General features: G+C 65.7%; 27 protein-coding genes. 9 read left to right on the top strand and 18 right to left on the bottom strand.

The window, feature by feature from the left end; all coding sequences use genetic code 11:
* The first annotated feature begins 43 nt into the window (after nt 1-43).
* Together ATE70_RS10110 and ATE70_RS10105 are read left to right on the top strand one after the other, a co-directional pair.
* Nucleotides 44-526, top strand: a complete 483-nt coding sequence (locus ATE70_RS10110) for a peroxiredoxin (RefSeq protein WP_058537850.1) — start codon at nt 44-46, stop codon at nt 524-526.
* A gap of 72 nt (nt 527-598) precedes the next feature.
* Nucleotides 599-2,080: an AMP nucleosidase gene (locus ATE70_RS10105; protein ID WP_058537780.1), complete on the top strand. Its 1,482-nt coding sequence runs from the start codon at nt 599-601 to the stop codon at nt 2,078-2,080.
* Between the two features lie 143 nt (nt 2,081-2,223).
* On the opposite strand, the gene ATE70_RS10100 is transcribed toward ATE70_RS10105, so the two are convergent.
* Complete coding sequence (locus ATE70_RS10100) at nt 2,224-3,027, bottom strand: SDR family NAD(P)-dependent oxidoreductase (RefSeq protein WP_058537779.1); 804 nt, start codon at nt 3,025-3,027, stop codon at nt 2,224-2,226.
* A gap of 90 nt (nt 3,028-3,117) precedes the next feature.
* Here ATE70_RS10100 and ATE70_RS10095 point away from each other — a divergent pair, with 90 nt between their 5' ends.
* Nucleotides 3,118-3,555: a winged helix-turn-helix transcriptional regulator gene (locus ATE70_RS10095; RefSeq protein ID WP_058537778.1), complete on the top strand. Its 438-nt coding sequence runs from the start codon at nt 3,118-3,120 to the stop codon at nt 3,553-3,555.
* 21 nt (nt 3,556-3,576) lie between these two features.
* On the opposite strand, the gene ATE70_RS10090 is transcribed toward ATE70_RS10095, so the two are convergent.
* Together ATE70_RS10090 and ATE70_RS10085 are read right to left on the bottom strand one after the other, a co-directional pair.
* Nucleotides 3,577-4,311 (bottom strand): sulfotransferase, encoded by a 735-nt coding sequence (locus ATE70_RS10090; RefSeq protein WP_058537777.1) that lies wholly within the window; start codon nt 4,309-4,311, stop codon nt 3,577-3,579.
* A gap of 73 nt (nt 4,312-4,384) precedes the next feature.
* Nucleotides 4,385-4,867: an SRPBCC family protein gene (locus ATE70_RS10085; protein ID WP_058537776.1), complete on the bottom strand. Its 483-nt coding sequence runs from the start codon at nt 4,865-4,867 to the stop codon at nt 4,385-4,387.
* 48 nt (nt 4,868-4,915) lie between these two features.
* On the opposite strand from ATE70_RS10085, the gene ATE70_RS10080 reads away from it, so the two are divergent.
* Nucleotides 4,916-5,242: an ArsR/SmtB family transcription factor gene (locus ATE70_RS10080; RefSeq protein ID WP_058537775.1), complete on the top strand. Its 327-nt coding sequence runs from the start codon at nt 4,916-4,918 to the stop codon at nt 5,240-5,242.
* A gap of 54 nt (nt 5,243-5,296) precedes the next feature.
* On the opposite strand, the gene ATE70_RS10075 is transcribed toward ATE70_RS10080, so the two are convergent.
* The 3 genes from ATE70_RS10075 to ATE70_RS10065 all read right to left on the bottom strand — a co-directional run bounded on the left by ATE70_RS10075 (nt 5,297) and on the right by ATE70_RS10065 (nt 8,643).
* Nucleotides 5,297-7,123 carry a M2 family metallopeptidase gene (locus ATE70_RS10075; RefSeq protein WP_058537774.1) on the bottom strand — a complete coding sequence of 609 codons (1,827 nt, stop codon included), beginning with the start codon at nt 7,121-7,123 and terminating at the stop codon, nt 5,297-5,299.
* Nucleotides 7,124-7,198: 75 nt separating this feature from the next.
* Nucleotides 7,199-7,951, bottom strand: coding sequence for an alpha/beta fold hydrolase (locus tag ATE70_RS10070; protein WP_058537773.1), 753 nt, complete (start codon nt 7,949-7,951; stop codon nt 7,199-7,201).
* 44 nt (nt 7,952-7,995) lie between these two features.
* On the bottom strand, nt 7,996-8,643 hold the full coding sequence (locus ATE70_RS10065; RefSeq protein ID WP_058537772.1) for a 2-hydroxychromene-2-carboxylate isomerase: 648 nt from the start codon (nt 8,641-8,643) through the stop codon (nt 7,996-7,998).
* Nucleotides 8,644-8,769: 126 nt separating this feature from the next.
* Here ATE70_RS10065 and ATE70_RS10060 point away from each other — a divergent pair, with 126 nt between their 5' ends.
* The 3 genes from ATE70_RS10060 to ATE70_RS10050 are packed head-to-tail and all read left to right on the top strand — an operon-like array spanning nt 8,770 to nt 11,912.
* Nucleotides 8,770-9,216, top strand: a complete 447-nt coding sequence (locus tag ATE70_RS10060) for a MarR family winged helix-turn-helix transcriptional regulator (protein WP_058537771.1) — start codon at nt 8,770-8,772, stop codon at nt 9,214-9,216.
* On the top strand, nt 9,216-10,316 hold the full coding sequence (locus ATE70_RS10055; RefSeq protein WP_082639537.1) for an HlyD family secretion protein: 1,101 nt from the start codon (nt 9,216-9,218) through the stop codon (nt 10,314-10,316). The genes ATE70_RS10060 and ATE70_RS10055 overlap by 1 nt, the downstream gene beginning before the upstream one ends.
* Nucleotides 10,317-10,322: 6 nt before the next feature.
* Nucleotides 10,323-11,912, top strand: coding sequence for an MDR family MFS transporter (locus ATE70_RS10050; RefSeq protein WP_058537770.1), 1,590 nt, complete (start codon nt 10,323-10,325; stop codon nt 11,910-11,912).
* Between the two features lie 4 nt (nt 11,913-11,916).
* On the opposite strand, the gene ATE70_RS10045 is transcribed toward ATE70_RS10050, so the two are convergent.
* The 9 genes from ATE70_RS10045 to ATE70_RS10005 form a co-directional block, all read right to left on the bottom strand.
* Nucleotides 11,917-12,372 (bottom strand): GFA family protein, encoded by a 456-nt coding sequence (locus ATE70_RS10045; RefSeq protein WP_058537769.1) that lies wholly within the window; start codon nt 12,370-12,372, stop codon nt 11,917-11,919.
* Between the two features lies 1 nt (nt 12,373).
* Nucleotides 12,374-12,979, bottom strand: a complete 606-nt coding sequence (locus tag ATE70_RS24800; protein WP_058537768.1) for a hypothetical protein — start codon at nt 12,977-12,979, stop codon at nt 12,374-12,376.
* A gap of 2 nt (nt 12,980-12,981) precedes the next feature.
* On the bottom strand, nt 12,982-13,611 hold the full coding sequence (locus ATE70_RS24795) for a DUF2238 domain-containing protein (protein ID WP_156419603.1): 630 nt from the start codon (nt 13,609-13,611) through the stop codon (nt 12,982-12,984).
* Nucleotides 13,612-13,753: 142 nt separating this feature from the next.
* Nucleotides 13,754-14,533, bottom strand: coding sequence for a dimethylarginine dimethylaminohydrolase family protein (locus ATE70_RS10030; protein ID WP_058537767.1), 780 nt, complete (start codon nt 14,531-14,533; stop codon nt 13,754-13,756).
* Nucleotides 14,534-14,701: 168 nt separating this feature from the next.
* Nucleotides 14,702-15,727, bottom strand: a complete 1,026-nt coding sequence (locus tag ATE70_RS10025) for an aspartate-semialdehyde dehydrogenase (protein WP_058537766.1) — start codon at nt 15,725-15,727, stop codon at nt 14,702-14,704.
* A gap of 47 nt (nt 15,728-15,774) precedes the next feature.
* Nucleotides 15,775-16,386, bottom strand: a complete 612-nt coding sequence (locus tag ATE70_RS10020) for a DUF1287 domain-containing protein (protein ID WP_058537848.1) — start codon at nt 16,384-16,386, stop codon at nt 15,775-15,777.
* 98 nt (nt 16,387-16,484) lie between these two features.
* Nucleotides 16,485-16,862, bottom strand: coding sequence for a 50S ribosomal protein L19 (rplS, locus tag ATE70_RS10015; RefSeq protein WP_037513643.1), 378 nt, complete (start codon nt 16,860-16,862; stop codon nt 16,485-16,487).
* 5 nt (nt 16,863-16,867) lie between these two features.
* Nucleotides 16,868-17,605: a tRNA (guanosine(37)-N1)-methyltransferase TrmD gene (gene trmD / locus ATE70_RS10010; protein ID WP_058537765.1), complete on the bottom strand. Its 738-nt coding sequence runs from the start codon at nt 17,603-17,605 to the stop codon at nt 16,868-16,870.
* Between the two features lie 38 nt (nt 17,606-17,643).
* A complete protein-coding gene (locus ATE70_RS10005; RefSeq protein WP_058537764.1) occupies nt 17,644-18,054 on the bottom strand; it encodes an SRPBCC family protein in 411 nt (136 codons plus the stop codon).
* 125 nt (nt 18,055-18,179) lie between these two features.
* On the opposite strand from ATE70_RS10005, the gene ATE70_RS10000 reads away from it, so the two are divergent.
* The gene (locus tag ATE70_RS10000) at nt 18,180-18,764 is read left to right on the top strand and encodes a bifunctional transcriptional activator/DNA repair enzyme AdaA (RefSeq protein ID WP_058537763.1); all 585 of its coding nucleotides are present in this window, start codon (nt 18,180-18,182) and stop codon (nt 18,762-18,764) included.
* Here the strand turns inward: ATE70_RS10000 and ATE70_RS09995 are convergent.
* Nucleotides 18,761-19,699, bottom strand: coding sequence for a LysR substrate-binding domain-containing protein (locus tag ATE70_RS09995; protein WP_058537762.1), 939 nt, complete (start codon nt 19,697-19,699; stop codon nt 18,761-18,763). The genes ATE70_RS10000 and ATE70_RS09995 overlap by 4 nt on opposite strands.
* 101 nt (nt 19,700-19,800) lie before the next feature.
* On the opposite strand from ATE70_RS09995, the gene ATE70_RS09990 reads away from it, so the two are divergent.
* Nucleotides 19,801-20,001 (top strand): hypothetical protein, encoded by a 201-nt coding sequence (locus ATE70_RS09990; protein WP_058537761.1) that lies wholly within the window; start codon nt 19,801-19,803, stop codon nt 19,999-20,001.
* Between the two features lie 79 nt (nt 20,002-20,080).
* Here the strand turns inward: ATE70_RS09990 and ATE70_RS09985 are convergent, their stop codons facing one another.
* Both ATE70_RS09985 and rimM read right to left on the bottom strand, forming a co-directional pair.
* Complete coding sequence (locus ATE70_RS09985) at nt 20,081-21,598, bottom strand: serine hydrolase domain-containing protein (RefSeq protein ID WP_058537760.1); 1,518 nt, start codon at nt 21,596-21,598, stop codon at nt 20,081-20,083.
* A gap of 163 nt (nt 21,599-21,761) precedes the next feature.
* Entirely contained in the window at nt 21,762-22,271 is a 510-nt protein-coding gene (gene rimM, locus ATE70_RS09980) for a ribosome maturation factor RimM (protein WP_058537759.1), read from the bottom strand.
* Nucleotides 22,272-22,331: the final 60 nt, after the last annotated feature.

The following is a 22,331-nucleotide window of genomic DNA, read 5'->3' as shown; positions in this document are numbered from 1 at the left end:
TGTCACCGCCATCAAAATCCCCTCGAGTGAAAGGATGCCGACCATGACGATCCAGACCGGAGACAAGCTGCCCGACGCCACTTTCGTAAAGGTTACCGAAAGCGGCCCCGAACAGGTCAACACCGCCGATTATTTCAAGGGCCGCCGCGTCGCGCTCTTCTCGGTTCCCGGCGCCTTCACCCCGACCTGCTCGGCCAAGCACCTGCCGGGCTATGTCGACAAGGCGGGCGAACTGAAGGCCAAGGGCGTCGACGAAATCGTCTGCACCGCGGTCAACGACGCTTTCGTGATGGGCGCGTGGGGCAAGAATGCGAATGCCGGCGACAGCGTCACGATGCTCGCCGACGGCAATGGCGATTTCGCCGAAGCCGTGGGCCTGACCATGGACGGCAAGGCGTTCGGCATGGGCAAGCGCGGCCAGCGCTTTTCGATGATCGTCAACGACGGCGTCGTCGAACAGCTCAACGTCGAAGCCCCCGGCGAGTTCAAGGTGTCGAGCGCCGACCATATGCTCGAACAGCTGTAAGCAATCCGGGGCGGGGCAGCCATCGGGCTGCCCCCCTTCCCTTTTGTCACATTTTCATGCAACAGCGACGCGATGACATCCAACTCATCGCAAGACACCACCGACCCCACCGCGCTCGTCGACGACATCATCGCCGAACTTCAAACCGCGTTCCGCACGTCGGTCTCCAATCTCAAATCGGCCATCGCCGCCTATGTCCGCGATCGCACGCTGCCGCCGGCCGACGCCGCGGCGAAGGGCCTGTTCGACTATCCCGCGATCCGCCTCGTCACCACCGGCGAACAGCGCCAGGGACAGAAGGGGCATAATCTCTCCTTCGGCCGCTTCGAACGCGCGGGCACCTTCGAAACCACGGTGACGCGCCCCGACCTGTTCGCCGACTATCTGCGCGACCAGCTCATGCTCCTCGCGCGCCACTATGACATCACGCTCGAAGTCACGCGCACCGGACAGCAGATCCCCTTCCCTTACGTGCTCGACGCCAGCGACGGGTCGGACATGGGCGGGGTCACCCCGCTCGAACTCGCACGCCATTTCCCGACCACGGAATTGGCCGACATCGGCGACGAACTCGCCGACGGGCTGTTCGGACAGGATCCCTCGGCGGCGCAGCCGCTCGCACTGTTCGATGCGCTGCGCACCGACTTTTCGCTCGCGCGCCTCCGCCATTACACCGGCACCGCGCCCGAGCATTTCCAGCGTTACATCCTGTTCACCAACTACCACCGCTATGTCGACGAATTCGTCGCCTGGGCCGGGGCGCAGGTCGGCCAGGGCCGCTACACCGCGCTCGCGGGCGCCGCCGGCCTCTACGTCGACCAGCCCGGCGTCAACGCCAGCGCGCTCGTCGCCGACAGCGCATGGCGGCGGCACCAGATGCCCGCCTATCACCTCATTGCCCCCGACGGCGGCGGCATCACGCTCGTCAACATCGGCGTCGGTCCCTCGAACGCGAAGACGATCTGCGACCATCTCGCGGTGCTGCGCCCCGAGGCGTGGCTGATGATCGGCCATTGCGGCGGCCTCCGCCCCAGCCAGCGCATCGGCGATTATGTGCTCGCCCACGCGTACCTCCGCGACGATCATATCCTCGACACGGTGCTGCCGGTCGCCATCCCGATCCCGCCGATCGCCGAGGTGCAGGTCGCGCTCGCGACCGCCGCCGAAACGGTGTCCGGCGCCACCGGCGCCGACCTCAAGAAACGCATGCGCACCGGCACCGTCGTCACCACCGACGACCGTAATTGGGAGCTGCGCTACACCGACAGCGCGCTGCGCTTCTCGCAGTCGCGTGCGATCGGCATCGACATGGAGTCGGCGACGATCGCCGCGCAGGGCTATCGCTTCCGCGTGCCTTACGGGACGCTGCTCTGCGTCAGCGACAAGCCGCTCCACGGCGAACTCAAGCTCCCCGGACAGGCGAACCGCTTCTACGAGGAAGCGATCGCCGCGCATCTCCAGATCGGCATCCGCGCGTGCGAGACGATGCGCGACGAGGGCGCCAAGCTCCATAGCCGCAAACTCCGCGCGTTCAACGAGCCGCCGTTCCGCTGACGGCGGCTTTCGACCCGTAGTTGCCGCTCAATTTCCTACTTCGTCATCCTCGCGAAAGCGGACCCAGCGAGCTGCCATAGCCACTGGGTTCGCGCTTTCGCGGGAATGACGAATGTTGGGAACGTCACTGACCCAACGGGGTTTCAAACCGCTTCTGTTGCCCGATAGCGCTCGGCGACGTCACGCCGCGACAGTCCCGGCCCCATCGCCAGCCGCGCCGCGTGATAGGCACCCCACTGGCTTTCATCGGCAAGCGGCGGAATCGTCACGTCCTCGCCGCTATCGAGTCCGAGCAGTGCAGCATCGACGAGGTCGCCGGCACCCATCACCATCTCGGCCGGGAAGGCGTCGATGTCCTTGCCCGAGCGTTCCCAGATTTCGGTGCGCGTTGCACCGGGCAACACGGCCTGCACCGTCACGCCCTGTTCGCGCAGGCTGTTCGCGAGCGAAAGGCTGAGGTTGAGCAGGAACGCCTTCGAACCGCTGTAGACGCCTTCATAGGCTTCGGGAGCGAGCGCAAGGACCGAGGCGATGTTGACGATCGCCCCCTTGCCGCGCGCGCCGAACGCCTTGCCCGCCGCAATCGCGAGCCGCGCGGCGGCGGTGATGTTGAGGGCGATGATCGTCTCGATCTCGGCGGGGCTATTCTCCAGCGTGCCGCCGTTCAGCGACATGCCGGCATTGTTGACGAAGAGCGTAATCGCGGCATCGCCCGCCAGCCGCTGCTCGATCCGCGTCACATCGTCGCTGTGGGTAAGGTCGGCGGCGATCACATCGACCTGGGCGCCGGTTTCGGCGCGCAGCTTTGCGGCGAGTTCTTCCATCTGCGCGCCGTTGCGTGCGACGAGGATCAGGTCGTGCCCGCGCTTGGCGAGGCGGTCGGCATAGACGGCGCCCAGGCCGGTCGAAGCGCCCGTGATCAGGGCCGTTCCACTCGGGATAGTCAAATCATTGCTCCTTGTGAGGCGGCCCCCAGGACGAGAAAAGCCCGCCGCGAGTCGCTTGCAAAATGATAGTTACTGCCTTATGTGACTTCAATGAGCAGCGACGAAAATAATTTGGGCACCTGCCCCGTCGATCGCGGGTTGATGCGCGTCGGCGACCGCTGGAGCATGTTGGTGCTCCGCGATATCGAGCGCGGGCTGACGCGGTACGAGCAATTGCGCACCAGCCTCGGCATCGCGCCGAACATCTTGTCGCGGCGTTTGTCGGCGCTTGCCGATGCTGGTTTGATCGAGAAGAGGCGCTACAGTCAGCGCCCGCCGCGCGACGAATATCTGCTCACCGAGGGGGGGCGCGACTTCCTGCCGATCCTGATGGCGATCGGCGCGTGGGGGCGCAAATATAACGGCGCCGGCGCGCTCAGCCGTCACCTCGACGCCGCGACGGGCGAGGTCGTGCGCCCGGTGGTGGTTGACGCCAACACCGGCGCCCCGATCGGCTCGCGGCCACTGCACTTGGAAATTCCGGGCTGACGCCCGTCCTCAGCGCCGATTTCAAGCCGGGGCGCGGTAGCCCAGCGCCTGAGCGGTCTCGCCGACGATATCCCAGATCGCGGCGGCCTCTTCGTCGGTCAGATTCTCGCGCCAGCGGTCGACGCGGACCCTATGGTCCGGCCGTGAGTAGCTCCGCGAGGTCTGCGCTTCGATAAAGTCCTTGTTGTTGCTGTTCTGCACCCGCTTCGCCCACCTCGCGAGATGCGGGGCATTGGCGGCGGGATCGATCGCCAGAACCTCGCATATCCGGGCCCAAAACTGCACCGGATCGGCGATCATATCCTCGAACCGGACAAGCGTGGCGCAATGTTCGACCTGCGCATATCCCGCGAGATTGAGGAAAGCCCAATGATGCGCGCATTGCGCGATCAGCGCCTCCCCAAGCCAGTCCCGCCAGTCGGGCGGCCTCGGGTGATGCCCCCATTGCTTCGCGATTCCGACCCGCAACGAACAGACGGCGTCGAGCGGATTCCGCACGATCCAGAACAGGCGGGCGCGGGGCGCCACCTCCAGAAAGCGGTCGAGCGGAAAGGACAGGCCCGGCCTTGCCGGATGAAGGTCGCTTTCGCGCGGCACCTTGAACGCCTGCGGCGTGCTGTAGTCGGCCGCCAACACCGCCTCGAACGCCGGTTCGCTTTGATAGATGTAGCGATCGAGGCCGTCGAACAGCTCGCCAAAGATCGAGGTGCCGCTTCGGCCGCAACCGAGGACCATCACCGGCGGTGCGCTTGTCATGCGGCCAGCCTATCGCCCGGCCGCGCCGTTCGCAACGCCGCCCGCAATGGCCGTTCTGTCGGCGATCGCGCGGCTAGATATACATGCCCTCGCGCAGGTTGATCCCATGCTCGGTCCACGCCTTGAGCGCGCAGAGCATCTGCGCCCACCCCTGGCAATTGCCATAGGAGGCGCCGAGCGCACCCTGATTTTCGCGCCAGCCTTCCTCGGCGATCTCGACCATCGTGCGCCCGTCGTCGAGCCCCTTGAAGCTCATCGTCACCCGCGTCCGGTAATCGGCGTCCTTGTGCGCGCCGCCTTCCACATTGGGCGGCTCGCCTTCGTTCGCCTGCCATTCGAGGACGATTTTCTCGTCGGGCACCACCTCGATCACCCAGACCGGAAAGGCGCCGGGAAAGTCGTGAAAGTCCCATTCGACCGTGGCGCCGGTCTCGAGCCGGCCCTTGGCGCCGCCCGTGGTGAAATAGTTCGACAGCTTCGCGGGGTCTGCGACCGCCTCGAACACCTCGTGCACCGGCTTCGCGATCCGCGCCGCGACCCTGAATTTCAGTTCCATGTCCATTCTCCGCTTGAGTCGCACTCTTTTATGTTATATTTATGTAACATGTCAATTCACGACCAGTTCGACGCGACCTTCAAGGCGCTCGCCTCGCCGATCCGGCGCCAGATTCTCGACGATCTGAAGGACCAGCCGCTGACCACGGGCGCGCTGTGCGCCCATTTTGCCGACATCGACCGCTGCACGGTGATGCAACATCTGAAGGTGCTGGAGGATGCGGGGCTGGTGATCGCCGAGCGCCGCGGCCGCGAACGCTGGAACCACCTCAACGCGGTGCCGATCCAGGACATCCACGACCGCTGGATCGGTCCGCACGCCGCCGCCGCGAGCGCGCGGCTGGCCCGCTTCAAACAGGCGGTCGAGGCGCAATGAAAAAGGCCGGGGCGGCGACGCCCCGGCCCTTCTGCTTGTCGTCGATCGCCCGGCTCACCAGCCCTGCGGCTTGCCCTTGTTCTGCTGGTCGAGCCACGTCTTCAGCGGCGCGAAATAATCGGCCATCGCCTTGCCCGACATCTCGCGGCTGCCGGTGAAGGCCTGCAGCGCGTCGGGCCACGGCTTCGACGCGCCCATTTCGAGCATCGCGTTCAGCTTCGCGCCGACCTGTTTGTTGCCATAGAAGGAGCAGCGGTGGAGCGGCCCCTTCCAGCCGGCCTGCTTGCACGCCGCCTGATAGAATTGGAACTGCAGCACGCGCGCGAGGAAATAGCGCGTGTAGGGCGTGTTGCCCGGGATGTGGAATTTTGCGCCCGCATCGAACGCGTTCGCCGGCCGCGCGCCCGGCGGGACGATACCCTGATATTGCGTGCGCAGCTCGGTCCATTTCTTGTTGTAGTCGGCGGGCTGGATCGACCCGTCGAAGACGCCCCAGCGCCAGCGATCGACGAGCAGGCCGAAGGGCAGGAAAGCGACCTTGTCCATCGCCTGGCGGAGCAGCAGGCCGATGTCCTTGTCGGCGGCGGGCACCTTCGCCTTGTCGAGCAGGCCGATGTCGACAAGATATTGCGGCGTGATCGACAGCGCGACGAAGTCGCCGATCGCCTCGTGGAAGCCGTCGTTGGCACCGTTGAGGTACAGGAATGGCTGCTTGTTATACGCGCGCTGGTAATAATTGTGGCCGAGTTCGTGGTGGATCGTGATGAAGTCGTCGGCATTCACCTTGATGCACATCTTGATGCGGATATCGTCCTTGTTGTCGATATCCCATGCCGATGCATGGCACACGACCTCGCGGTCGGCGGGCTTCAGGAACTGGCTGCGCTTCCAGAAGGTTTCGGGCAGCGGCGCCATGCCGAGCGACGAATAGAAATTCTCGCCCGCCTTGACCATGTCGAGCGGGGTCTTGCCCTGCGCGGTCAAGAGGTCGCCGATGTCATAGCCGAGGTCGCCGGTTCCCGCGGGCGCGACGAGCGGGTAGATATTGCCCCATTCCTGCGCCCACATATTGCCGAGCAGGTCGGCACGGATCGGACCGGTCTTGGCCTGCACCGCGTCGCCATATTTCTCGTTCAGCTTCCAGCGGACATAGGTGTGGAGCGCGACATAGAGCGGCTTCATATCCTGCCAGATCTTCTCGGTGACCTTGGCGAATTCCTCGGGCGGCATGTCGTAACCCGAACGCCACATCGCGCCGGTGTCGGCGAAGCCGAGTTCCTTCGCGCCGGCGTTCGCGATGCCGACCAGCTTGGCATAATCGTCCTTCATCGGCGCGCCGACCTTGTCGTGCCAGCTCGTCCACATCTCGGCGAATTGCGCCGGCGTGTGCTTGAGGTCGCCCATCGCGGCCTCGATGTCCGAGCCCGAGATTTCCTTGCCATTCAGCGTGCCGCGGCCCTTGCCGTACTGCGACTGCAGGTCGGTCGCGATCGTGTTGAGCTCGGTCGCGGCGCCCGGCGTCGTCGGCGCGGGCAGCACGATCCCGGTGCGCAAAATATCGAGCTTGCGCTTGGTGTCGGCGCTGAGCCCCCCGACATCCTTATATTTGGCGGCTTCGAGCGCATATTTGACCGATTTTTCGGTGCCGACGGCGTTGATCCGCGACGCCATCGCATCGGTATCTTCGGTCAAATAGGTGCTGTTGACCCAGTTCACCTGGCTCGCCTCGACCGTATAGTCGAACAGGTCCTTTTCGACCGACGCGATAAAGGCATCGGCGTCAGCGGCGGTGGGGGCCGCCGTCGGCGCGGTTTGGGCAAAAGCGGGGGTTGCCACCGCGAGCGACAAGGCAAGCGACAGCGTCGAAATCATGGCTTTCATGGGGTGCGTCCTCTGGAATATTTTGTCAGCGCTCTGCGGCACATGGCAACAGGTAGGCGCTTCGCGCGAGTCCGGTCAAGCCGCGAGAAAGGCGGCGATCGCATCGCCCAGCTCGGGTTGGGTGACGCTCGACATATGCGTGCCCGGGATCGTCGCGAGCCGCGCGTCGGCGAGCGCGGCGACGAGTTCGGGCGCCAAACCATTGTCCTGATCGTCAGCACCGCACACGACGAGCGTCGGCATCGTGATCGCCGCCAGCATCGCGGGCGCCGTGTCGGTGAAGCTGTCGAGCAGATGCCCCGCCGCGATGCGATCGACCTTCATCGTTTTCATGAACTGGATCGACAGCCATGTGTCGTCGCCGCGCTTTGCCGTTTCATATTCGGCGATGACCCGCTTGAAGAATTGCCCGCGCCGCTGCCAGCCGGCGAGGCCCGCGAGCCCCATGCCGCCGAGGATCAGCCGTTTGGGCTTCATCCCCGCGACGACCGCGCGGACGCTGGTGCGCGCGCCGAGCGAAAAGCCGCCGAGGTCGAAATCGGTCAGGCCCAGATGTGCCACCAGATCCTCAAGGTCGCGCACGAGCACATCGGGCGGATAATATTCCTCCGCGTGCGACGCGTCGCTCGACCCGTGGACGCGCAGGTCGGGCATGATCACGCGATAGCCCTCGGATGCGACGCGCGCGGCAGTGCCGAACTTGATCCAGTTGACCTCGCCGCTCGAAAACAGGCCGTGGAGTAGCAACAGCGGCTGGCCTTCGCCCATTTCGCGCCACGCCAGTCGCACGCCGTCGCGCGCCTCGAAAAATTGGGGTTCGATCGTCATGTGCCGCGCTATGCGCTCTTCACGCCCGGTTCGGCAAGCGCCGATCAGCGCGGGCGCAGGCCCTTTTGTTCCATGCGCCACTTCGCCATTTCGATACGATCCTGCCCGAAAAAGGGCTCACCATCGAACACCAGCGTCGGCACGCCCCAATGGCCAGCGATTTCGAGCGCGACCTGGTTGCCGGCAATCTCGTTATCAAGCACCTCGGCCTCGCTCACCGCCTCCGCATCGAGTTCGGCAAGGTCGAGCCCGGCGCGCTTCGCGGCGCCCGCGAGATGATCGCCCAGATGCCAGTCCTGCGCGCCGCCCCAGATCAGCTGCGCCGCCTCATGCGCGAAGGCAAGGCTCTTGCCGCGCCGCGATGCCGCCTGCCCGAGCCGCGTCAGGCGATAGATATAGGGCTGCTCGGCCGCGATCGTGCGCGTCGCCATGTCCTGCACGATCGGGTCGGGACGCGGCGGACCGAAGGGAATGCCATGAAATTGCGCGACACGGATCATGTCGCGCACCGTATAGCTTAGCCAGTTGGGATGGTTGCGCTCGAAAAAGTCGGGCTGGCGGATCGCGAGCGGATAAACGGGGCGCAGGTTGATCGTCACATCGTGGCTGGCGGCGAGCGCACGATAACGGCCGATAGCGAGATAGCTGTACGGCGAGCGAAAGGACCAGAAGAGGTCTGCGGTCAAACTCATGACGTCATCCTGCCAAAAAACGCGGCCGACGCAAGCAATGTAAAGAAAATTTACACCAGATTCGAGATTGTTGGCCGCAACATCCGGATGTTGAAAATAGTAGCAATTGCTATTATATCCTAGTCCATGAGTGAAACCATCGGATTCCTGCTGAACGACACGGCGCGGCTGTTTCGCCGTTCGTTCAACGCGCGCACGAAGGGCAGCGGCATTACCGCGCTGCAATGGCGGCTGATTACCTATCTCAAGCGCCACGAAGGCATCCGTCAGGGGCCGCTCGCCGAGCTGATCGAGGTCGAGCCGATTACCTTGTCGCGCATGGTTGACCGGTTGGTCGAAAGCGAGCTGGTCGAACGCCGCGCCGACCCCGCCGACCGCCGCGCGTGGCGCCTCTATCTGACCCCCCGCGCGGGCGACCTGCTCGGCGGAATGCGCGAGATGGCCGACGCGCTGACCGCCGAAGCCACCGAAGGGCTGAGCGACGCCGAGCGCGACCAGCTGATCGATCTTGTCGAACGCGTTCGCGCCAATTTGTCCCGCCGTATATGCCAAAAAGAAGAAGAGACCGTTTGATGGACCAGCTCTCCCCATCCCGCCCGAAGGCCGAAAAGGTGACGCCGCCCAAGGCCGCGCCAAAGGCCGACCCCTTGCCGAACCCGGCACTCGAAAACGAGGCCGCGCCCAAGGCAAGCTGGCGCACGCGCATCCTGATGTTCGGCCTGCCCTTCGCTCTGATCGCGGGCGGCGCCGGCTGGTGGCTGACGAGCGGCGGGTCGGTGTCGACCGACAACGCCTATGTCCAGATGGACAAGGTGTCGGTCGCCGCCGAAGTCGGCGGACGGATCACCGAAGTCGCGGTGCGCGACGGCCAGCAGGTCGCGAAAGGCCAGCTGCTGTTCCGCATCGACGGTGAACCCTATGCGCTGACCGTCGCGCAGGCGACCGCGGCGATCGACGCCGCCGAGGTCGAGGTCGGCAACCTCTCGGCGAGCGCGAACACGTCGAGCGTCGACATCGCCGCGGCACGTGAGGATGTGAAGTTCGCGCAGGTCACTTTCGAGCGGCAGGCGGCGTTGATGGAAAAGGGCTTCACGACCAAAGCCGCCTATGACGCGTCGCGCCACGCGCTCCAGCAGGCGCGCGAGAGCGTACGTCAAGCCGAAGCCGCCGCCGCGGAAGCCCGCACCAAGCTCGCCGCCGGCCCATCGAGCGGGATCAACCCGCAGGTCGAGGCGGCGCGCGTCCAGCGGTCGCAGGCCGAGGTGAACATGGGCCGCACGACGGTTCGCGCGCCGAGCGCCGGCCGTATCGCGCAGTCGGACCGGCTGCAGGTCGGCCAGATGATGGTCGCCGGGCTTCCCGCGGTGACGCTCGTCGATACCGCGCATCCGTGGGTCGAGGCCAATTTCAAGGAAACCGACCTCGCCGACATGCGCGTCGGCCAGCGCGCCGAAATCAGCTTCGACGCCTATCCCGGCGTGAAGGTGCGCGGCCATGTGCTGACGATCGGCGCGGGCACCGGCAGCGAGTTTTCGGTGCTGCCCGCGCAGAACGCCACCGGCAACTGGGTCAAGGTGACACAGCGCGTGCCGGTGCGCATCGCCTTCGACGAAAAGCCCGCGCGCGACATGATCGCGGGGCTGTCGGCCGATGTGCGGGTGATTACGAAGTAAGGTCCCGTGGCGAGCAATGCCCTCCCCCGCCGGCCGTCGGCCGCGGCGCTCCCCGACGACGAGTCGATCCCGCTGCACGAACGCGTGCGCTATCGCGGGCTGCTGACCGTCGCCGTCATGGGCGCGTCGATCATGCAGATCCTCGACACGACGATCGCCAACGTCGCGATCCCGCATATGCAGTCGGCATTGGGCGCGACGAGCGAGACGGTGACGTGGGTGCTGACGAGCTATATCCTCGCATCGGCGGTCGCGATGCCGATCACCGGCTGGCTCGCCGACCGGATCGGGCGGCGCGAATTGTTCATGGCCGCGGTCGCGGGCTTCATCGTCGCGTCGATGGCGTGCGGCGCCGCGCAGACGCTCGAGCAGATGGTCGCCTTCCGTTTCCTTCAGGGGGTCAGCGCGGCCTTCATCGGACCGCTGTCGCAGTCGGTGATGCTCGACATCAATCCGCCCGAACGCCACGCGCGCGCGATGTCGATCTGGGGCATGGGGATTATGATCGGGCCGATCCTGGGCCCGATATTGGGCGGCTGGCTGACCGAAAGCGTCAACTGGCGCTGGGTCTTTTACGTCAACCTGCCCGTCGGGCTCATCACGCTCGCGATGATGTGGGCGCTGCTGCCCAAGACGCGAAGCGTCACACGGCGCTTCGACCTGTTCGGTTTTTCGATGCTCGCGCTCGGTCTCGCCGCGCTCCAACTGATGCTCGACCGCGGCGCGCATCAGGACTGGTTCGACAGCATCGAAATCTGGATCGAGCTCGGCGTCGCCGTCTCCTGCCTGTGGATGTTCATCGTCCATATGTTCACCGCGCGCGCGCCGCTGTTCAGCCGCAAGATGCTCGCCGACCGCAACCTCGTCACCGCGATGGGGTTCATGGTCGTGATCGGCGTCGTGATGTTCGCGTCGATGGCGTTGCTGCCGCCGATGCTGCAGAATCTGTTCGGCTGGCCGGTGATCGATACCGGGGTCGCGCTCGCGCTGCGCGGGATCGGCATCCTTGCGAGCATGTGGGTCGCGGGGCAGTTGCTCGGCAAGATCGACGCGCGCTGGCTGGTCGGCACCGGGCTCCTCACCGCGGCCTATTCGTTATGGCAGATGAGCCACTGGTCGCTCGCGATGGGGATGCAGCCGGTGATCATCAGCGGGCTGGTGCAGGGTCTCGGCATGGGGCTGATCTTCATTCCCTTGAACACCATGGCGTTCGCGACGATCCAGCCGCAATATCGCACCGACGGGTCGAGCCTGCTCAACCTGTTCCGCAGCCTCGGCGCGTCGGTCGGCATCTCGATCGTCACCACCCTGCTCGGGTCGAACATCCAGCGGAGCCACGCGGATCTGGCGGCGCATGTCACCAACAGCTCGGTCGCCCTGCTCGATCCGTCGACCGCGGACCGCTTCGGCATCGCGGGCGACGCGGCGCTGGCGATGGTCAATGCGGAGATCAACCGGCAGGCGGCGATGATCGCCTATATCGACGATTTCTGGGCGATGATGTGGGTGACGCTCGCGTCGGTGCCGCTGGTGCTGCTGCTACGCCCGCCGAAGCCGGGCGGGCCGAAGGCGTCGGCGGCGGATATGGGGCACTGACGCATCAGGCGCCGCGTCGCTCCGTTGCAAAGCGCATGAACTCCATCGGATCGGGGCTTTTGTCGAAGGTCGGCACGCCTTCAGCGATTGTGATCCATCCACGCTTTCGCTTGACCCAGATGTGCGCGAAAGGCTCCAGCCCCGACGGATCGTCGAGTGTGCCGGCGCGCACGATCGTCATCGCGGGATAGACGGTGTTCGCGTTGCACACGCGGCTGAAACAGTCGGGGTAATGCTGGTTGTTCGTCGTCCCGCCCGACGGGCGCTCGGTCGAAAAGGTCACGCTTCGCCCGGTCAGTGTCAAAGCGTCGGTCGATACGATCAGCTGATCGGCAAAGGCGCTCGCGGTCGATTTCTGGCAATCGAGGCAATGGCAGCAATAGTTGAGGAGCGGCCCGTCCTGCTCGAAGCTGTAACGCAGTTGGCCGCAGCGGCAGCCACCGGTGATTTCCCGCGCCATATCAGCGGAAGAAGCAGTTGGTGCCGGCGAACAACGCGTCGATCTTTGCCGCGTCGCCGGGCGCGGCGAACATGCCGCCGATGACCTTGTCGCCGGTGCCGATGCTGAATTCCTCGCCGAGCGTGCTGTCCTCGAGGTCGACGATCGTCACCGATTCCTTCGCCTTGGCGCGCGTCGTGCCGATGGCGATGCCGCTCATCGTCGAATAGCTGTCGGCGCCGGGTTCGTTGCCGAGGAACCAGCCGGCGAATTTGCCGTCCTGGAAGTTGAGCGTCATCGCGTCGTAGCGCGTGAATTCCATCGATCCCGCGCCGCATTCGGCGTTGGTGCTGCGATCGTCCTCCTTGCCCGCGACATTGGCGAGCGCGGCCTCCGCCTGTGCGCGCGGGACGCCGAAGGCGAGCAGGCTGGTCTTGCCGCTGTTCGTGTCGACGAAGCGCAGCCCCTCGCCGTCGAGGCTGACCGCGGTGGTCGCCGCGTTCGGCCCGTCGGCCTTCGCCTCGGGCACCGTGGGAGCGACGGGATCGGCGTCGACGGGGGCCTTTTCGGCGGCGGGTTTGCACGCGGCGAGCAGCGCTACCATCGCGAGGGTCGTGAACTTGCGCATGCCTATCTCCTGTTTCCGACGATCGGCCCCATCGCCATCCCCAATATCGCACCGAGCGTTGCCAGCGCCATATCCTTTTGCGCGTCCCAGATATCGCCTTGCTGCCCGTTGTAGCGATCGGCGGTTTCGCCCGCCGCGACGATGGTGAGCAGCCATTCGAAGATTTCGTAGAGGCTTGAGATCGCCAAGACCCAACCAAGCACGGTTAAGGCCGCACCGCGCGGGCCGAGACCACCCCAGCGCCGTGCGACTTCGGCGACGGGGATGACCGACAGCGCGCCGAAGGCGAAATGGACGAGCCGGTCATAATGGTTGCGCGTCCACCCGAAGGTGTCGGAGAGGCTGGTGCCGGTCAGCGCGCGCGCCCAGTCGTCATAGGGGACATTGCTGTAGGCGTAGCGCCCGCCGAGCGTGTGGAGCGCCATGAAGGCGACGATGCACGCGACGGCGGGCGTCGATAGCGGCCAGCGGCGGAGCAGCCAGGGCGCCGCAACGATCAGCAGCATCGTCGGGATATGCTGGAGCAGCGCGACCTCGGGATAGGGCTGGTCGATCTGCGCGAGGAGGAGGAGCGCAAGGAGCAGGCCGATCAGCGGCCTTTGCGTTTTGGGGGGCGCCGAACCGGCCGTCATCGATCGAAATCCGCCGAGACAGAAATGGCGGAAAACTGCCTAACTTCACTCGCAAATGCATGTATCGGGCGCGGCGTCAGGGCTTTCATCATGCCGAAGACCTAATGCAGCAAGATATTGTAGGACAGCGATTTTCGATGCGTCACCAGCGCAGCGACATGCAGCTGAGCCCGGCGTCGATGCGCGCGATCTGGTCGGTCGGCAGCGGGCGGAAAGATACGTCGCGCGCCGCCAGCATCGCCTGCGTCGCCAGCCAGCGCGCGCCGATGAGGACGGTATCGCGCACGCGCAGGATATTCGCCGCCCCCTCTTCGCCGGGCGGAGTCAGCACGACCTCGAGACCGGCAAACTCGGGACAGTCACGCATCGCGGGTACGGCGAGGATCGTGCTTTCGTCGATCAGGCTGCAGCCGGTCTTGAAATGGAGCACGCCCGCGGGCGTGACCGCGATCTGGGCGCGATAACCGAGCCGATCGAGCAAAGCCGCGAGTTCGATGGCGCCCGCGCGGTCGGTGCGGTCGGACAGGCCGATAATCACGCGGTCGGCAAGGCGCAGCACATCGCCGCCGTCGACATGGCCGGGGCCGGTCATTTCGAGCACAGTGGCGTGGCGCGCCGCGAGCGCCTCGCGGATATGCGCCACTTCGCCCGCGCGGCTCGGTGCGCCGGGGCGAAGCAAGATCGCGCCCTCGGGAAAGGTCAGCGCGACGTCTTCGGTGAACAGCGCGTCGGGGAAATCGTCGAGCGGCGGCAGGACTTCGACGGCGAGGCCGAGGTCGCGGAGCGCGCCGGCATAGGATTCATGTTCGGCGGCGAGGACGGCGAAGTCGGGGTCGGGACCGCCGTTGGCGCGGATGCCCTTGACCGCCGAACGGGCGGGGGCGCGGCAGAGGGCGTGGGTGAAGGCGTAGGGGCTGGTCATCCGCCCCTCTTATCCGTTCGCATCGAGCGAAGTCGAGATGCCGCGAAGCCGTACCCCTGCGAAGGCAGGGGTCCATCTCCCGCCGTCGCGACTCAAAAGAACCGCGGCATGGTGCCGGAACCTTAGGTGATGGGCCCCTGCCTTCGCAGGGGCACACCAACTCTACTTTCAGCCCTTCTTGAGGTGCCGGCGGCCGAGCAGCTCAGCAATCTGCACCGCGTTCAGCGCCGCGCCCTTGCGGAGGTTGTCGCTGACGCACCAGAGGTTGAGGCCGTTTTCGACCGTCGGGTCCTCACGCACGCGCGACACGAAGGTCGCGAAATCGCCGACGCATTCGACGGGGGTGATATAGCCGCCGTCCTCGCGCTTGTCGTGGAGCACGACGCCGGGGGCTTCGCGCAGGATGCGCTGCGCATCCTCGGCCGACAGCTCGTCTTCCATCTCGATGTTGATCGCTTCCGAGTGGCCGACGAAGACGGGGACGCGGACGCAGGTCGCGGTGACCTTGATCTTCGGATCGAGGATCTTCTTCGTTTCGACGACCATCTTCCACTCTTCCTTGGTCGAGCCGTCGTCGAGGAATTTGTCGATGTGCGGGATGACATTGAAGGCGATCTGCTTGGTGAACTTCTGGATGTCCTTCTCGTCGCCGACGAAGATCTGGCGCGTCTGGTTCCACAGTTCGTCCATGCCCGACTTGCCCGCACCCGACACCGACTGATAGGTCGAGACGACGACGCGCTTGATCTTGGCAGCGTCGTGCAGCGGCTTCAGCGCGACGACCATCTGCGCGGTCGAGCAGTTCGGGTTCGCGATGATGTTGCGCTTGGTATAGCCGTCGATCGCATCGGGGTTCACCTCGGGCACGATCAGCGGCACGTCGGGGTCCATGCGATAGAGCGACGAGTTGTCGATCACGACGCAGCCCGCCGCGGCAGCCTTCGGCGCGTGGATCGCGGTCGCGTCGCTGCCGATCGCGAAAATCGCCATGTCCCAGCCGGCCCAGTCGAAGTTGTCGATATTCTGGCATTTGACGGTGCGGCCGCTGTCGCCGATTTCGACGTCGGTGCCCTGGCTGCGCGACGATGCAACCGCTGCCAGTTCGTCGATCGGAAATTCGCGCTCGGCGAGAATGGCGAGCACTTCGCGCCCGACATTGCCCGTGGCTCCGGCGACAACGATACGATAACCCATTTACTCACTCCTCAAGGCAAGAACTCGGTTGAAAACGTTACGATAATTCAGACTTTCCAGCGGAAATGGCCGGTCAGCTTGTGGTCGAACAGCGCATCCTCCTCGCGCGTCCCGCCACCGATATTGTGGAGGACGAGCGGCACGCCGGTCGTATCCTTGCGGTCGGACACGATGCCGGTGTGCGGCAGACGGCCACCCACCATCGCGGTGAAGATGTCGCCCGGGCGCCAGTCGGCGGGATTGGTCGTTACGGGCAGCGAGGCGCCCTGCCGCCGCCAATAGGTCGCGAGGTTGGGCACCCGGCGATGGTCGATGTTGCGGTCGGGGCGCCCCAATCCCCAATTCTTCGGATAGGCTGCAAAATTGGCGCGCATGTCGGCATTTACAAGCGCCTGCAGGTCGGCGCCGAGCGCATCGCGGAAGGCGCGGATCACGACATCGGTGCAAACGCCCTTCGCGCGGTCGACATCGCCGTTCGGGAAGCGCAGCACGGTATAGGCCGGATCATAGGACAGCGTCACGCCGACCTGCCGCCGCGCCGCCGCGACGATGCGCTGCGCATTGGTGAGCGCCACCGCCTCGCCCGACACGCCGAATGCGAGCACCGCGCCAAGAAAGGCGCGCCGCGTCGGCTGGAACGGGAGGACGGACTGCTGCATGAAATTCGCTTTGCCCAAAAGAAAACGACCGGCTCTGCCTGTTGGCGGAACCGGTCGTTTTTGAAAGCTGTTTCGGCTTTGGGTGAGAGAAGCTCTCCTTAGCCTTCGCCGGCTTCCGACCGGTATTCGCGGCGCTCCGCAATACGCGCCGATTTACCAGTGCGGCCACGAAGATAGTACAGCTTCGCACGACGCACGGCACCCTTGCGGATGACGGTAATCGAGTCGATGTTGGGCGAATAGAGCGGGAACACGCGCTCGACACCTTCGCCGAACGACATTTTGCGCACGGTGAAGTTGGAGCCCATGCCCTTGTTCGAGCGTGCGATGCACACGCCTTCGAAATTCTGGACGCGGGTGCGTTCGCCTTCGACCACCTTCACGCCGACTTTCAGCGTGTCGCCGGGACGGAAGGTCGGAATGGTCTTCGCCGCTTTGGCGATTTCTTCGGCTTCGATCGTCTGGATGAGGTTCATGTCCTCTAGTCCTTTTCTTTTCGCCGCGCGCCAGAGGCAGGTCGGGCCCGAGCATCGACATGACGCTCCCAAAGGTCCGGCCTGCGTAACCGTGTGTGATCTTCCGCCTGTTGTTTCCGCCAGGCCGCGATCTTCGCATGATCCCCCGATCGCAGCACTTCGGGGATCGTGCGCCCTTCCCAATTTACGGGCCGGGTATAGTGCGGATATTCGAGCAAACCGTTTTCGAACGATTCGTCGTCACCGCTTGAAGCCGCGCCCATTACGCCGGGAAGCAGCCGAATGCAAGCGTCGAGCAGCAACAGCGCCCCCATCTCGCCGCCCGACAATATGATGTCGCCCATCGACACCTCTTCGATCGGCCGCGCGTCGAAAATCCGCTCGTCGAATCCCTCGAAGCGGCCGCAGAGGATGATTGCGCCCGGGCCGGCGGAAAGCTGGCGGACGCGCGCCTGCGTGATCGGCGCCCCGCGCGGGGTCATCGCGAGGATCGGGAGGTCCGGATGCGCCGCCACCGCATGGTCGATCGCGGCGCCGAGCACATCGGCCTTGAGCACCATTCCCGCGCCGCCGCCCGCGGGCGTGTCGTCGACGGTGCGATGCTTGTCGGTCGCAAAGTCACGAATCTGCACCGGCGCGCAGTGCCACGTCCCGCTTTCGAGCGCGCGCCCCGCCATGCTGTGCCCCAGCGGGCCGGGGAACATGTCGGGGTAAAGCGTCAGGGGGACGGCGGTGAAGGTCATGCTACCCCATGCCGCCCACTGCCCCCGCTTGGCAAGCGTCAGCTGTCGACGCGCACGCGCTCCATATGCGCCTTCATGCGCGCGAGCCCCTCTGCCATCATCGGCGCGACCTGCTGCACGAGCGCATCGGGCAAGATGTCGGCGGTCCAGCGCACGCGCGCGCCGCCTTCGGCCCCGGCGACTTCGAGCACGCCATTATGATGGTCAAACGCCTTGATCGCCCAGACGAGGCGGCGGCGGTCGTCGTCGACCGAGACGATCGTTTCGTCGGCCACCGCGCCGTTCGCAAAGGTGACACGGCGTACCGGCGCGCCATCGCCTTCGAGCATTTCGGTGGCAGCGACGAACCCGGGGACGAGCCGGTCGTGGAGCCGGCCGACGTCGCGCGCGGCGTCCCAGATCGTGGCGGGGTCGGCGGCAATGAAGATGTCGTGGTGGATCGAGGCCATCGGGCTTGCTCCTGCTCTGGATATGCCGCCGATGATAGCGGCGTCGCCGCGCCATCGCTGGCAGGAATCGGACGCGGTCACCGACACCCCCGGACAAGCGCGGCCGATTTCCGTATAAAGGGCGCATGACGCCGCCCGACGAACCCGACCTCGATTTCGCGCTGTGCGAACGGGTGCGCTATGCGCGCGATCCGGCCTATGACGGAATTATCTTCATCGCGGTCAAATCGACCGGCATCTATTGCCGCCCGGTCTGCCCGGTGCGCCAGCCGCTCTCGCGCAACGTCAGCTATTATCGCAGCGCTGCGGCGGCCGAGCGAGCGGGCTTTCGCCCCTGCCTTCGCTGCCGGCCGGAGACGGCGCCGCGCTCGCCGGCGTGGAACGGCACCCGCGCGACCGTCGATCGCGCGCTGCGGCTGATCGAGGACGGCGCGCTCGACGAAGCAGACGTCGAGGCGCTGGCCGGGCGGCTCGGCATCGGCGCCCGCCACCTGACGCGGCTGTTCCGCCGCCATCTCGACACCACACCGCTGGCCGCCGCGCGCACCGCGCGCATCCAGCGCGCGAAGCGACTGATCGATACCACCGACCTGGGCATGACCGACATCGCGCTGGCGGCGGGTTTTGGCAGCGTGCGGTCGTTCAACGCGGCTTTCCAGCAGGTCTATCGCCGGGCGCCGAGCATGTTGAAACGCCGCGCGAGGCGCTAGCGCAGTTCGGGCGGCGACGGCGGCTCCAATAGCGCGTCGGTGAGCAGGTGGCGATCCTTCTCGATTTCGGCGTGCAGCCATTCGCGGAAGCGCTCGATCTTGCGCACCCCGACACGATTGTCGCGGTGGACGAGCCACATGCCCGACGATGCCGAGACATAGAGCGTGTCGAAGGGCTGGACCATCCGCCCGCTCGCGAGTTCGCCCTGCCAATAGAGCGGGGTCATCATCGCGACGCCGAAGCCCGCCTGCACCGCGCTGCCTTCCTGCAACTGGCTGTCGAGTTCGATCCCGCGCCGTGTCGACGCCGGCGGCCTCGCCACGCCGGCCAAGGCGAACCATTCGGCCCACCAGCTGTCGTTCGGCGCCAGCCGCTGGACGCGCAGCAGGTCGGCGGGCTCGCGAATGTCATGTTCTTCGATAAAGGCCGGCGAGGCGATCGGCGCGAGATATTGGCGCATCAGGAAGTCGCTGCGCAGCCCGGGCCAGACGCCCTTGCCGATGCGGATCGCGACGTCGACGTTCGAGGCATCGAAATCGATCAGATCGTTGCTCATCGCCATGCGCACCGCGAGTTCGGGATATTGGAGCTGAAAGCTGCCGATGCGCGCGCTGAGCCAGGTGCCGCCGAAGCTGGTCGCGGCGTTGATCGTCAGCACGTCCGCCTCGTCGCTGCCGAGCGCGGCGAAGGCGTCGCCCATCGTCGCGAAGGCGTTGCTGATCGCGGGGAGCAGCCGCTGGCCCGTTTCGGAGAGCCGCACGCGGCCTTTCTCGCGCACGAACAGCGCGCGGCCGAGGCGGTCCTCCAATTGGCGGATTTGATAACTCACCGCGGCCTGCGTCAGCCCCAGCTCCTCGGCGGCGCGCGAGAAATTCTGCAGCCGACCGGCGGCTTCGAAGGTGCGCACGGCGGCGAGGGGCGGCAGGCGGGACATGCCACCTTATAAGCTCAGCTTATAATATGGTCTACGCCTTTTGTTGGCGGAGCGATGCCGGGAAGTGCATCTAGGCAACATCAAGCGAAAGGAGATGAACGATGAAAGACGAGCAGTTCATGCGCGTTTGGAATGACGGTCATGATCATTTCAGCGCCGATATCGCCCGCGGCCTCCACTGGCTCGCGACCCCGTTCCGCCGCCTCGGCGAATGGATCGCGGTGCCGAGCGCGCCGGGCGAAGACAGCGTCTTCACCCGCGTCGCCGCACGCTGCGGCGTGCGTCCGCGCCGGGCGCGATAAGAATCCCTGCCCCTCCCCTCAAGGTCCAGGGCGAAACGGGGTGGGGCCGTCCCTTGCTAAAGGCCCCACCCCGTCGACATCAGCGCGCCTCGGGCGGCACCACGCGAAAACGCAGCGCCTGGATCGTGGTGGGCGTCGTGGGCGCGAGCAGTAAAATTCCGTCGAGCTTGCCCTTCGCGCAATTGAGGCGGAAGGTGGTCGACATCGCGCCCGTCGGCACGGGCGGTTCGTCGGTCGGGCACGCGCCCACCTCCGCCTTCAATTTCGCAAATTCGGCCCTCCAATTGTCGGCCGAGCGGTCGAGCAGGAAGTTCATCGCGAGCTTGCCCTGCAGCGGGCCAAGATCGCCCGCGGCATAAGCCGCCCTTGCCGCCGCATAGGCGTCCGCCACCGCGGGCGACACCGGCACGGCGCGCGTTTCGAGCAGCCCCGCCTTGTCCATTGCGACCGCGGTGTCCCATGCGGGGCTCGACGGGCCGGCGTAAGTGCGGTTCGACAGCGCGAACACCCCGACGCCGTGATCGGGCATCAGCATCACATGGCTGCCATAACCCGGATAACCACCGCCGTGCGCGAGCGTCAGGCCGAGATCGCAATCCTGCGCGACGCGCCAGCCCATGCCATAGGCGCTCGACAGCTTGCACGCGTCGGCACCGCTCGCGCCGGTGCGGTTGACGACCGAAACGAAGTTCAACCCCTGTGCGATCTCGCGAACGGTAGCGCGCTTGACCGGGCCATTGTCCGCATCGTCGCGCGCGGGCCACGCAGAAAGCAGGAAGGCCACCCATTTGGCATAGTCGTTCGCGCTGACCTGCAACCCGCCCATGCTGTTGAACGCGCCGTCGACCATCTCGGGCTCGGCGGTCCAGCGCTCATTCTCCCAGCGATAACCGAGCGCGTAGCGCGCCTTGGGCGCTTTGGGCGCGTCGAAGCCGCTGCTCGTCATGCCGAGCGGGGTCAGGATCGTCCGCTGGACATAGTCGGTGTAAGGCATGCCCGAGGCGTTGGCGACGATCCGCCCAAGCAGCGCGTAGCCGAAGTTCGAATATTCGTGGCTGCTCTGCGGCACGCGGCTGAACGGCACGCCCGCCGCGATCATCCTGGTGAAATCCTCCTGCGGCAGCACCTGCTGGCGGTCGCCCCACGGATCGTCGGTGACGAAACCGCCGACATGCTGGAGCAGGTCGCGGACGCGGATGCGCGGGCTGTCCTTGGTCGGATAGGTCCAGCCCTTCATTTCGGGCACATATTGTTCGGCAAGGTCGTCGAGGCGGAGCTTGCCGTCGTCGCGCAGCTTGAGGATCGAGAGCGCGGTGAACGCCTTGGTCATCGAGGCGATGCGGAACAGGCTGTCGGGGGTGACGGGGCGCTTGTCGGTGACATTCTGGACGCCAAGGCCCTTCACATAGGCCAGCTTGCCGTCCTGGACGACGCCATAGACCACCCCGGGGACATGCTGATCGGCCTGGAATCTGGCGAAAAGCGCGTCGATTTCGGGGGCGAGCTGGTCGAGGGTTTTGGGAGTTGGTTCTTGCGCGGTGGAGGGTACGGAAACGCCAAGAATGACGGCAAAAACGAGACCCGATTTCAAGCGCATGACGATCCTCCCTGGACAAGCTGACGCGACATTTCCTTGTCCGTCACCCCGGACTTGATCCGGGGTCCCGCTCTTGAGGTCAACCCGCTTCGGTCACCGATGTGCCGAAGAAGCGGGACCCCGGGTCAAGCCCGGGGTGACGATGGAAGGATGGGACTATCCGTTACTCGACGAACGCCGCGTCGATCGTCACGCCGTCGTCGTTCCATGCCGGCACCGCCTGTGCGGTCATCGGCACCATGAAGCGCGCGGCCTTTTTGCCGGGCTCGGCCGCCTTCTCGATTTCGAGGATGTCACCCGCGCCGAAATTCTCGATCGCGGCGACATGGCCGATCGCCGTGCCATCGGTCGACACGCACGGCAGGCCGAGCAGGTCGTGGTGATAATATTCGCCCTCGCCCAAGGGCGGCAGCGCCGAGCGCGGGACGGTGAGGAGGGTGCCGCGCAGCGCTTCGGCGGCGCTGCGGTCATTGACCTCGGCAAAGGTCGCGACCGCGCCCTGATTGGCGGGACGCACCGATTTGAGGGTCAGCTTGCGACCCCCCGCCTCAAAAACGGAAAAGGCGCGGAGAGCCTCCGCGCCTTCGCCAAATAATTTGAGGCGCACCTCGCCCCGTACCCCATGCGCGCCGGCGATGGCGGCGAGGGTGACGGGGCGCGACGCGTCGGCCAAGGCTTAGCCTTCGGCCTTTTCTTCGCCGGCTTCTTCAGCGGGCGCTTCTTCAGCAGCCGG

It is taken from the genome of Sphingopyxis sp. H053 (assembly GCF_001468225.1).
GTDB lineage: Bacteria > Pseudomonadota > Alphaproteobacteria > Sphingomonadales > Sphingomonadaceae > Sphingopyxis.
The sequence above is the reverse complement of the archived record's forward strand: the minus strand, read 5'-3'. Positions and strand labels throughout refer to the sequence as shown.

What these genes read in the sequence shown, in the direction of transcription:
- ATE70_RS10020 (WP_058537848.1), bottom strand. Translation starts at nt 16,386, where the DNA reads ATGCAGCAGTCCGTCCTCCCGTTCCAGCCGACGCGGCGCGCCTTTCTT.
- ATE70_RS24800 (WP_058537768.1), bottom strand. Translation starts at nt 12,979, where the DNA reads ATGCGCAAGTTCACGACCCTCGCGATGGTAGCGCTGCTCGCCGCGTGC.
- ATE70_RS10065 (WP_058537772.1), bottom strand. Translation starts at nt 8,643, where the DNA reads ATGAGTTTGACCGCAGACCTCTTCTGGTCCTTTCGCTCGCCGTACAGC.
- ATE70_RS10005 (WP_058537764.1), bottom strand. Translation starts at nt 18,054, where the DNA reads ATGGCCTCGATCCACCACGACATCTTCATTGCCGCCGACCCCGCCACG.
- ATE70_RS10110 (WP_058537850.1), top strand. Translation starts at nt 44, where the DNA reads ATGACGATCCAGACCGGAGACAAGCTGCCCGACGCCACTTTCGTAAAG.
- ATE70_RS10045 (WP_058537769.1), bottom strand. Translation starts at nt 12,372, where the DNA reads ATGGCGCGGGAAATCACCGGTGGCTGCCGCTGCGGCCAACTGCGTTAC.
- ATE70_RS10000 (WP_058537763.1), top strand. Translation starts at nt 18,180, where the DNA reads ATGACGCCGCCCGACGAACCCGACCTCGATTTCGCGCTGTGCGAACGG.
- ATE70_RS09995 (WP_058537762.1), bottom strand. Translation starts at nt 19,699, where the DNA reads ATGTCCCGCCTGCCGCCCCTCGCCGCCGTGCGCACCTTCGAAGCCGCC.
- ATE70_RS10105 (WP_058537780.1), top strand. Translation starts at nt 599, where the DNA reads ATGACATCCAACTCATCGCAAGACACCACCGACCCCACCGCGCTCGTC.
- ATE70_RS10090 (WP_058537777.1), bottom strand. Translation starts at nt 4,311, where the DNA reads ATGACAAGCGCACCGCCGGTGATGGTCCTCGGTTGCGGCCGAAGCGGC.
- ATE70_RS09990 (WP_058537761.1), top strand. Translation starts at nt 19,801, where the DNA reads ATGAAAGACGAGCAGTTCATGCGCGTTTGGAATGACGGTCATGATCAT.
- ATE70_RS24795 (WP_156419603.1), bottom strand. Translation starts at nt 13,611, where the DNA reads ATGACGGCCGGTTCGGCGCCCCCCAAAACGCAAAGGCCGCTGATCGGC.
- ATE70_RS10070 (WP_058537773.1), bottom strand. Translation starts at nt 7,951, where the DNA reads ATGACGATCGAACCCCAATTTTTCGAGGCGCGCGACGGCGTGCGACTG.
- ATE70_RS10075 (WP_058537774.1), bottom strand. Translation starts at nt 7,123, where the DNA reads ATGAAAGCCATGATTTCGACGCTGTCGCTTGCCTTGTCGCTCGCGGTG.
- ATE70_RS10085 (WP_058537776.1), bottom strand. Translation starts at nt 4,867, where the DNA reads ATGGAACTGAAATTCAGGGTCGCGGCGCGGATCGCGAAGCCGGTGCAC.
- ATE70_RS10030 (WP_058537767.1), bottom strand. Translation starts at nt 14,533, where the DNA reads ATGACCAGCCCCTACGCCTTCACCCACGCCCTCTGCCGCGCCCCCGCC.
- ATE70_RS10025 (WP_058537766.1), bottom strand. Translation starts at nt 15,727, where the DNA reads ATGGGTTATCGTATCGTTGTCGCCGGAGCCACGGGCAATGTCGGGCGC.
- ATE70_RS09985 (WP_058537760.1), bottom strand. Translation starts at nt 21,598, where the DNA reads ATGCGCTTGAAATCGGGTCTCGTTTTTGCCGTCATTCTTGGCGTTTCC.
- ATE70_RS10055 (WP_082639537.1), top strand. Translation starts at nt 9,216, where the DNA reads ATGGACCAGCTCTCCCCATCCCGCCCGAAGGCCGAAAAGGTGACGCCG.
- ATE70_RS10080 (WP_058537775.1), top strand. Translation starts at nt 4,916, where the DNA reads ATGTCAATTCACGACCAGTTCGACGCGACCTTCAAGGCGCTCGCCTCG.
- ATE70_RS10095 (WP_058537778.1), top strand. Translation starts at nt 3,118, where the DNA reads ATGAGCAGCGACGAAAATAATTTGGGCACCTGCCCCGTCGATCGCGGG.
- trmD (WP_058537765.1), bottom strand. Translation starts at nt 17,605, where the DNA reads ATGACCTTCACCGCCGTCCCCCTGACGCTTTACCCCGACATGTTCCCC.
- ATE70_RS10060 (WP_058537771.1), top strand. Translation starts at nt 8,770, where the DNA reads ATGAGTGAAACCATCGGATTCCTGCTGAACGACACGGCGCGGCTGTTT.
- rplS (WP_037513643.1), bottom strand. Translation starts at nt 16,862, where the DNA reads ATGAACCTCATCCAGACGATCGAAGCCGAAGAAATCGCCAAAGCGGCG.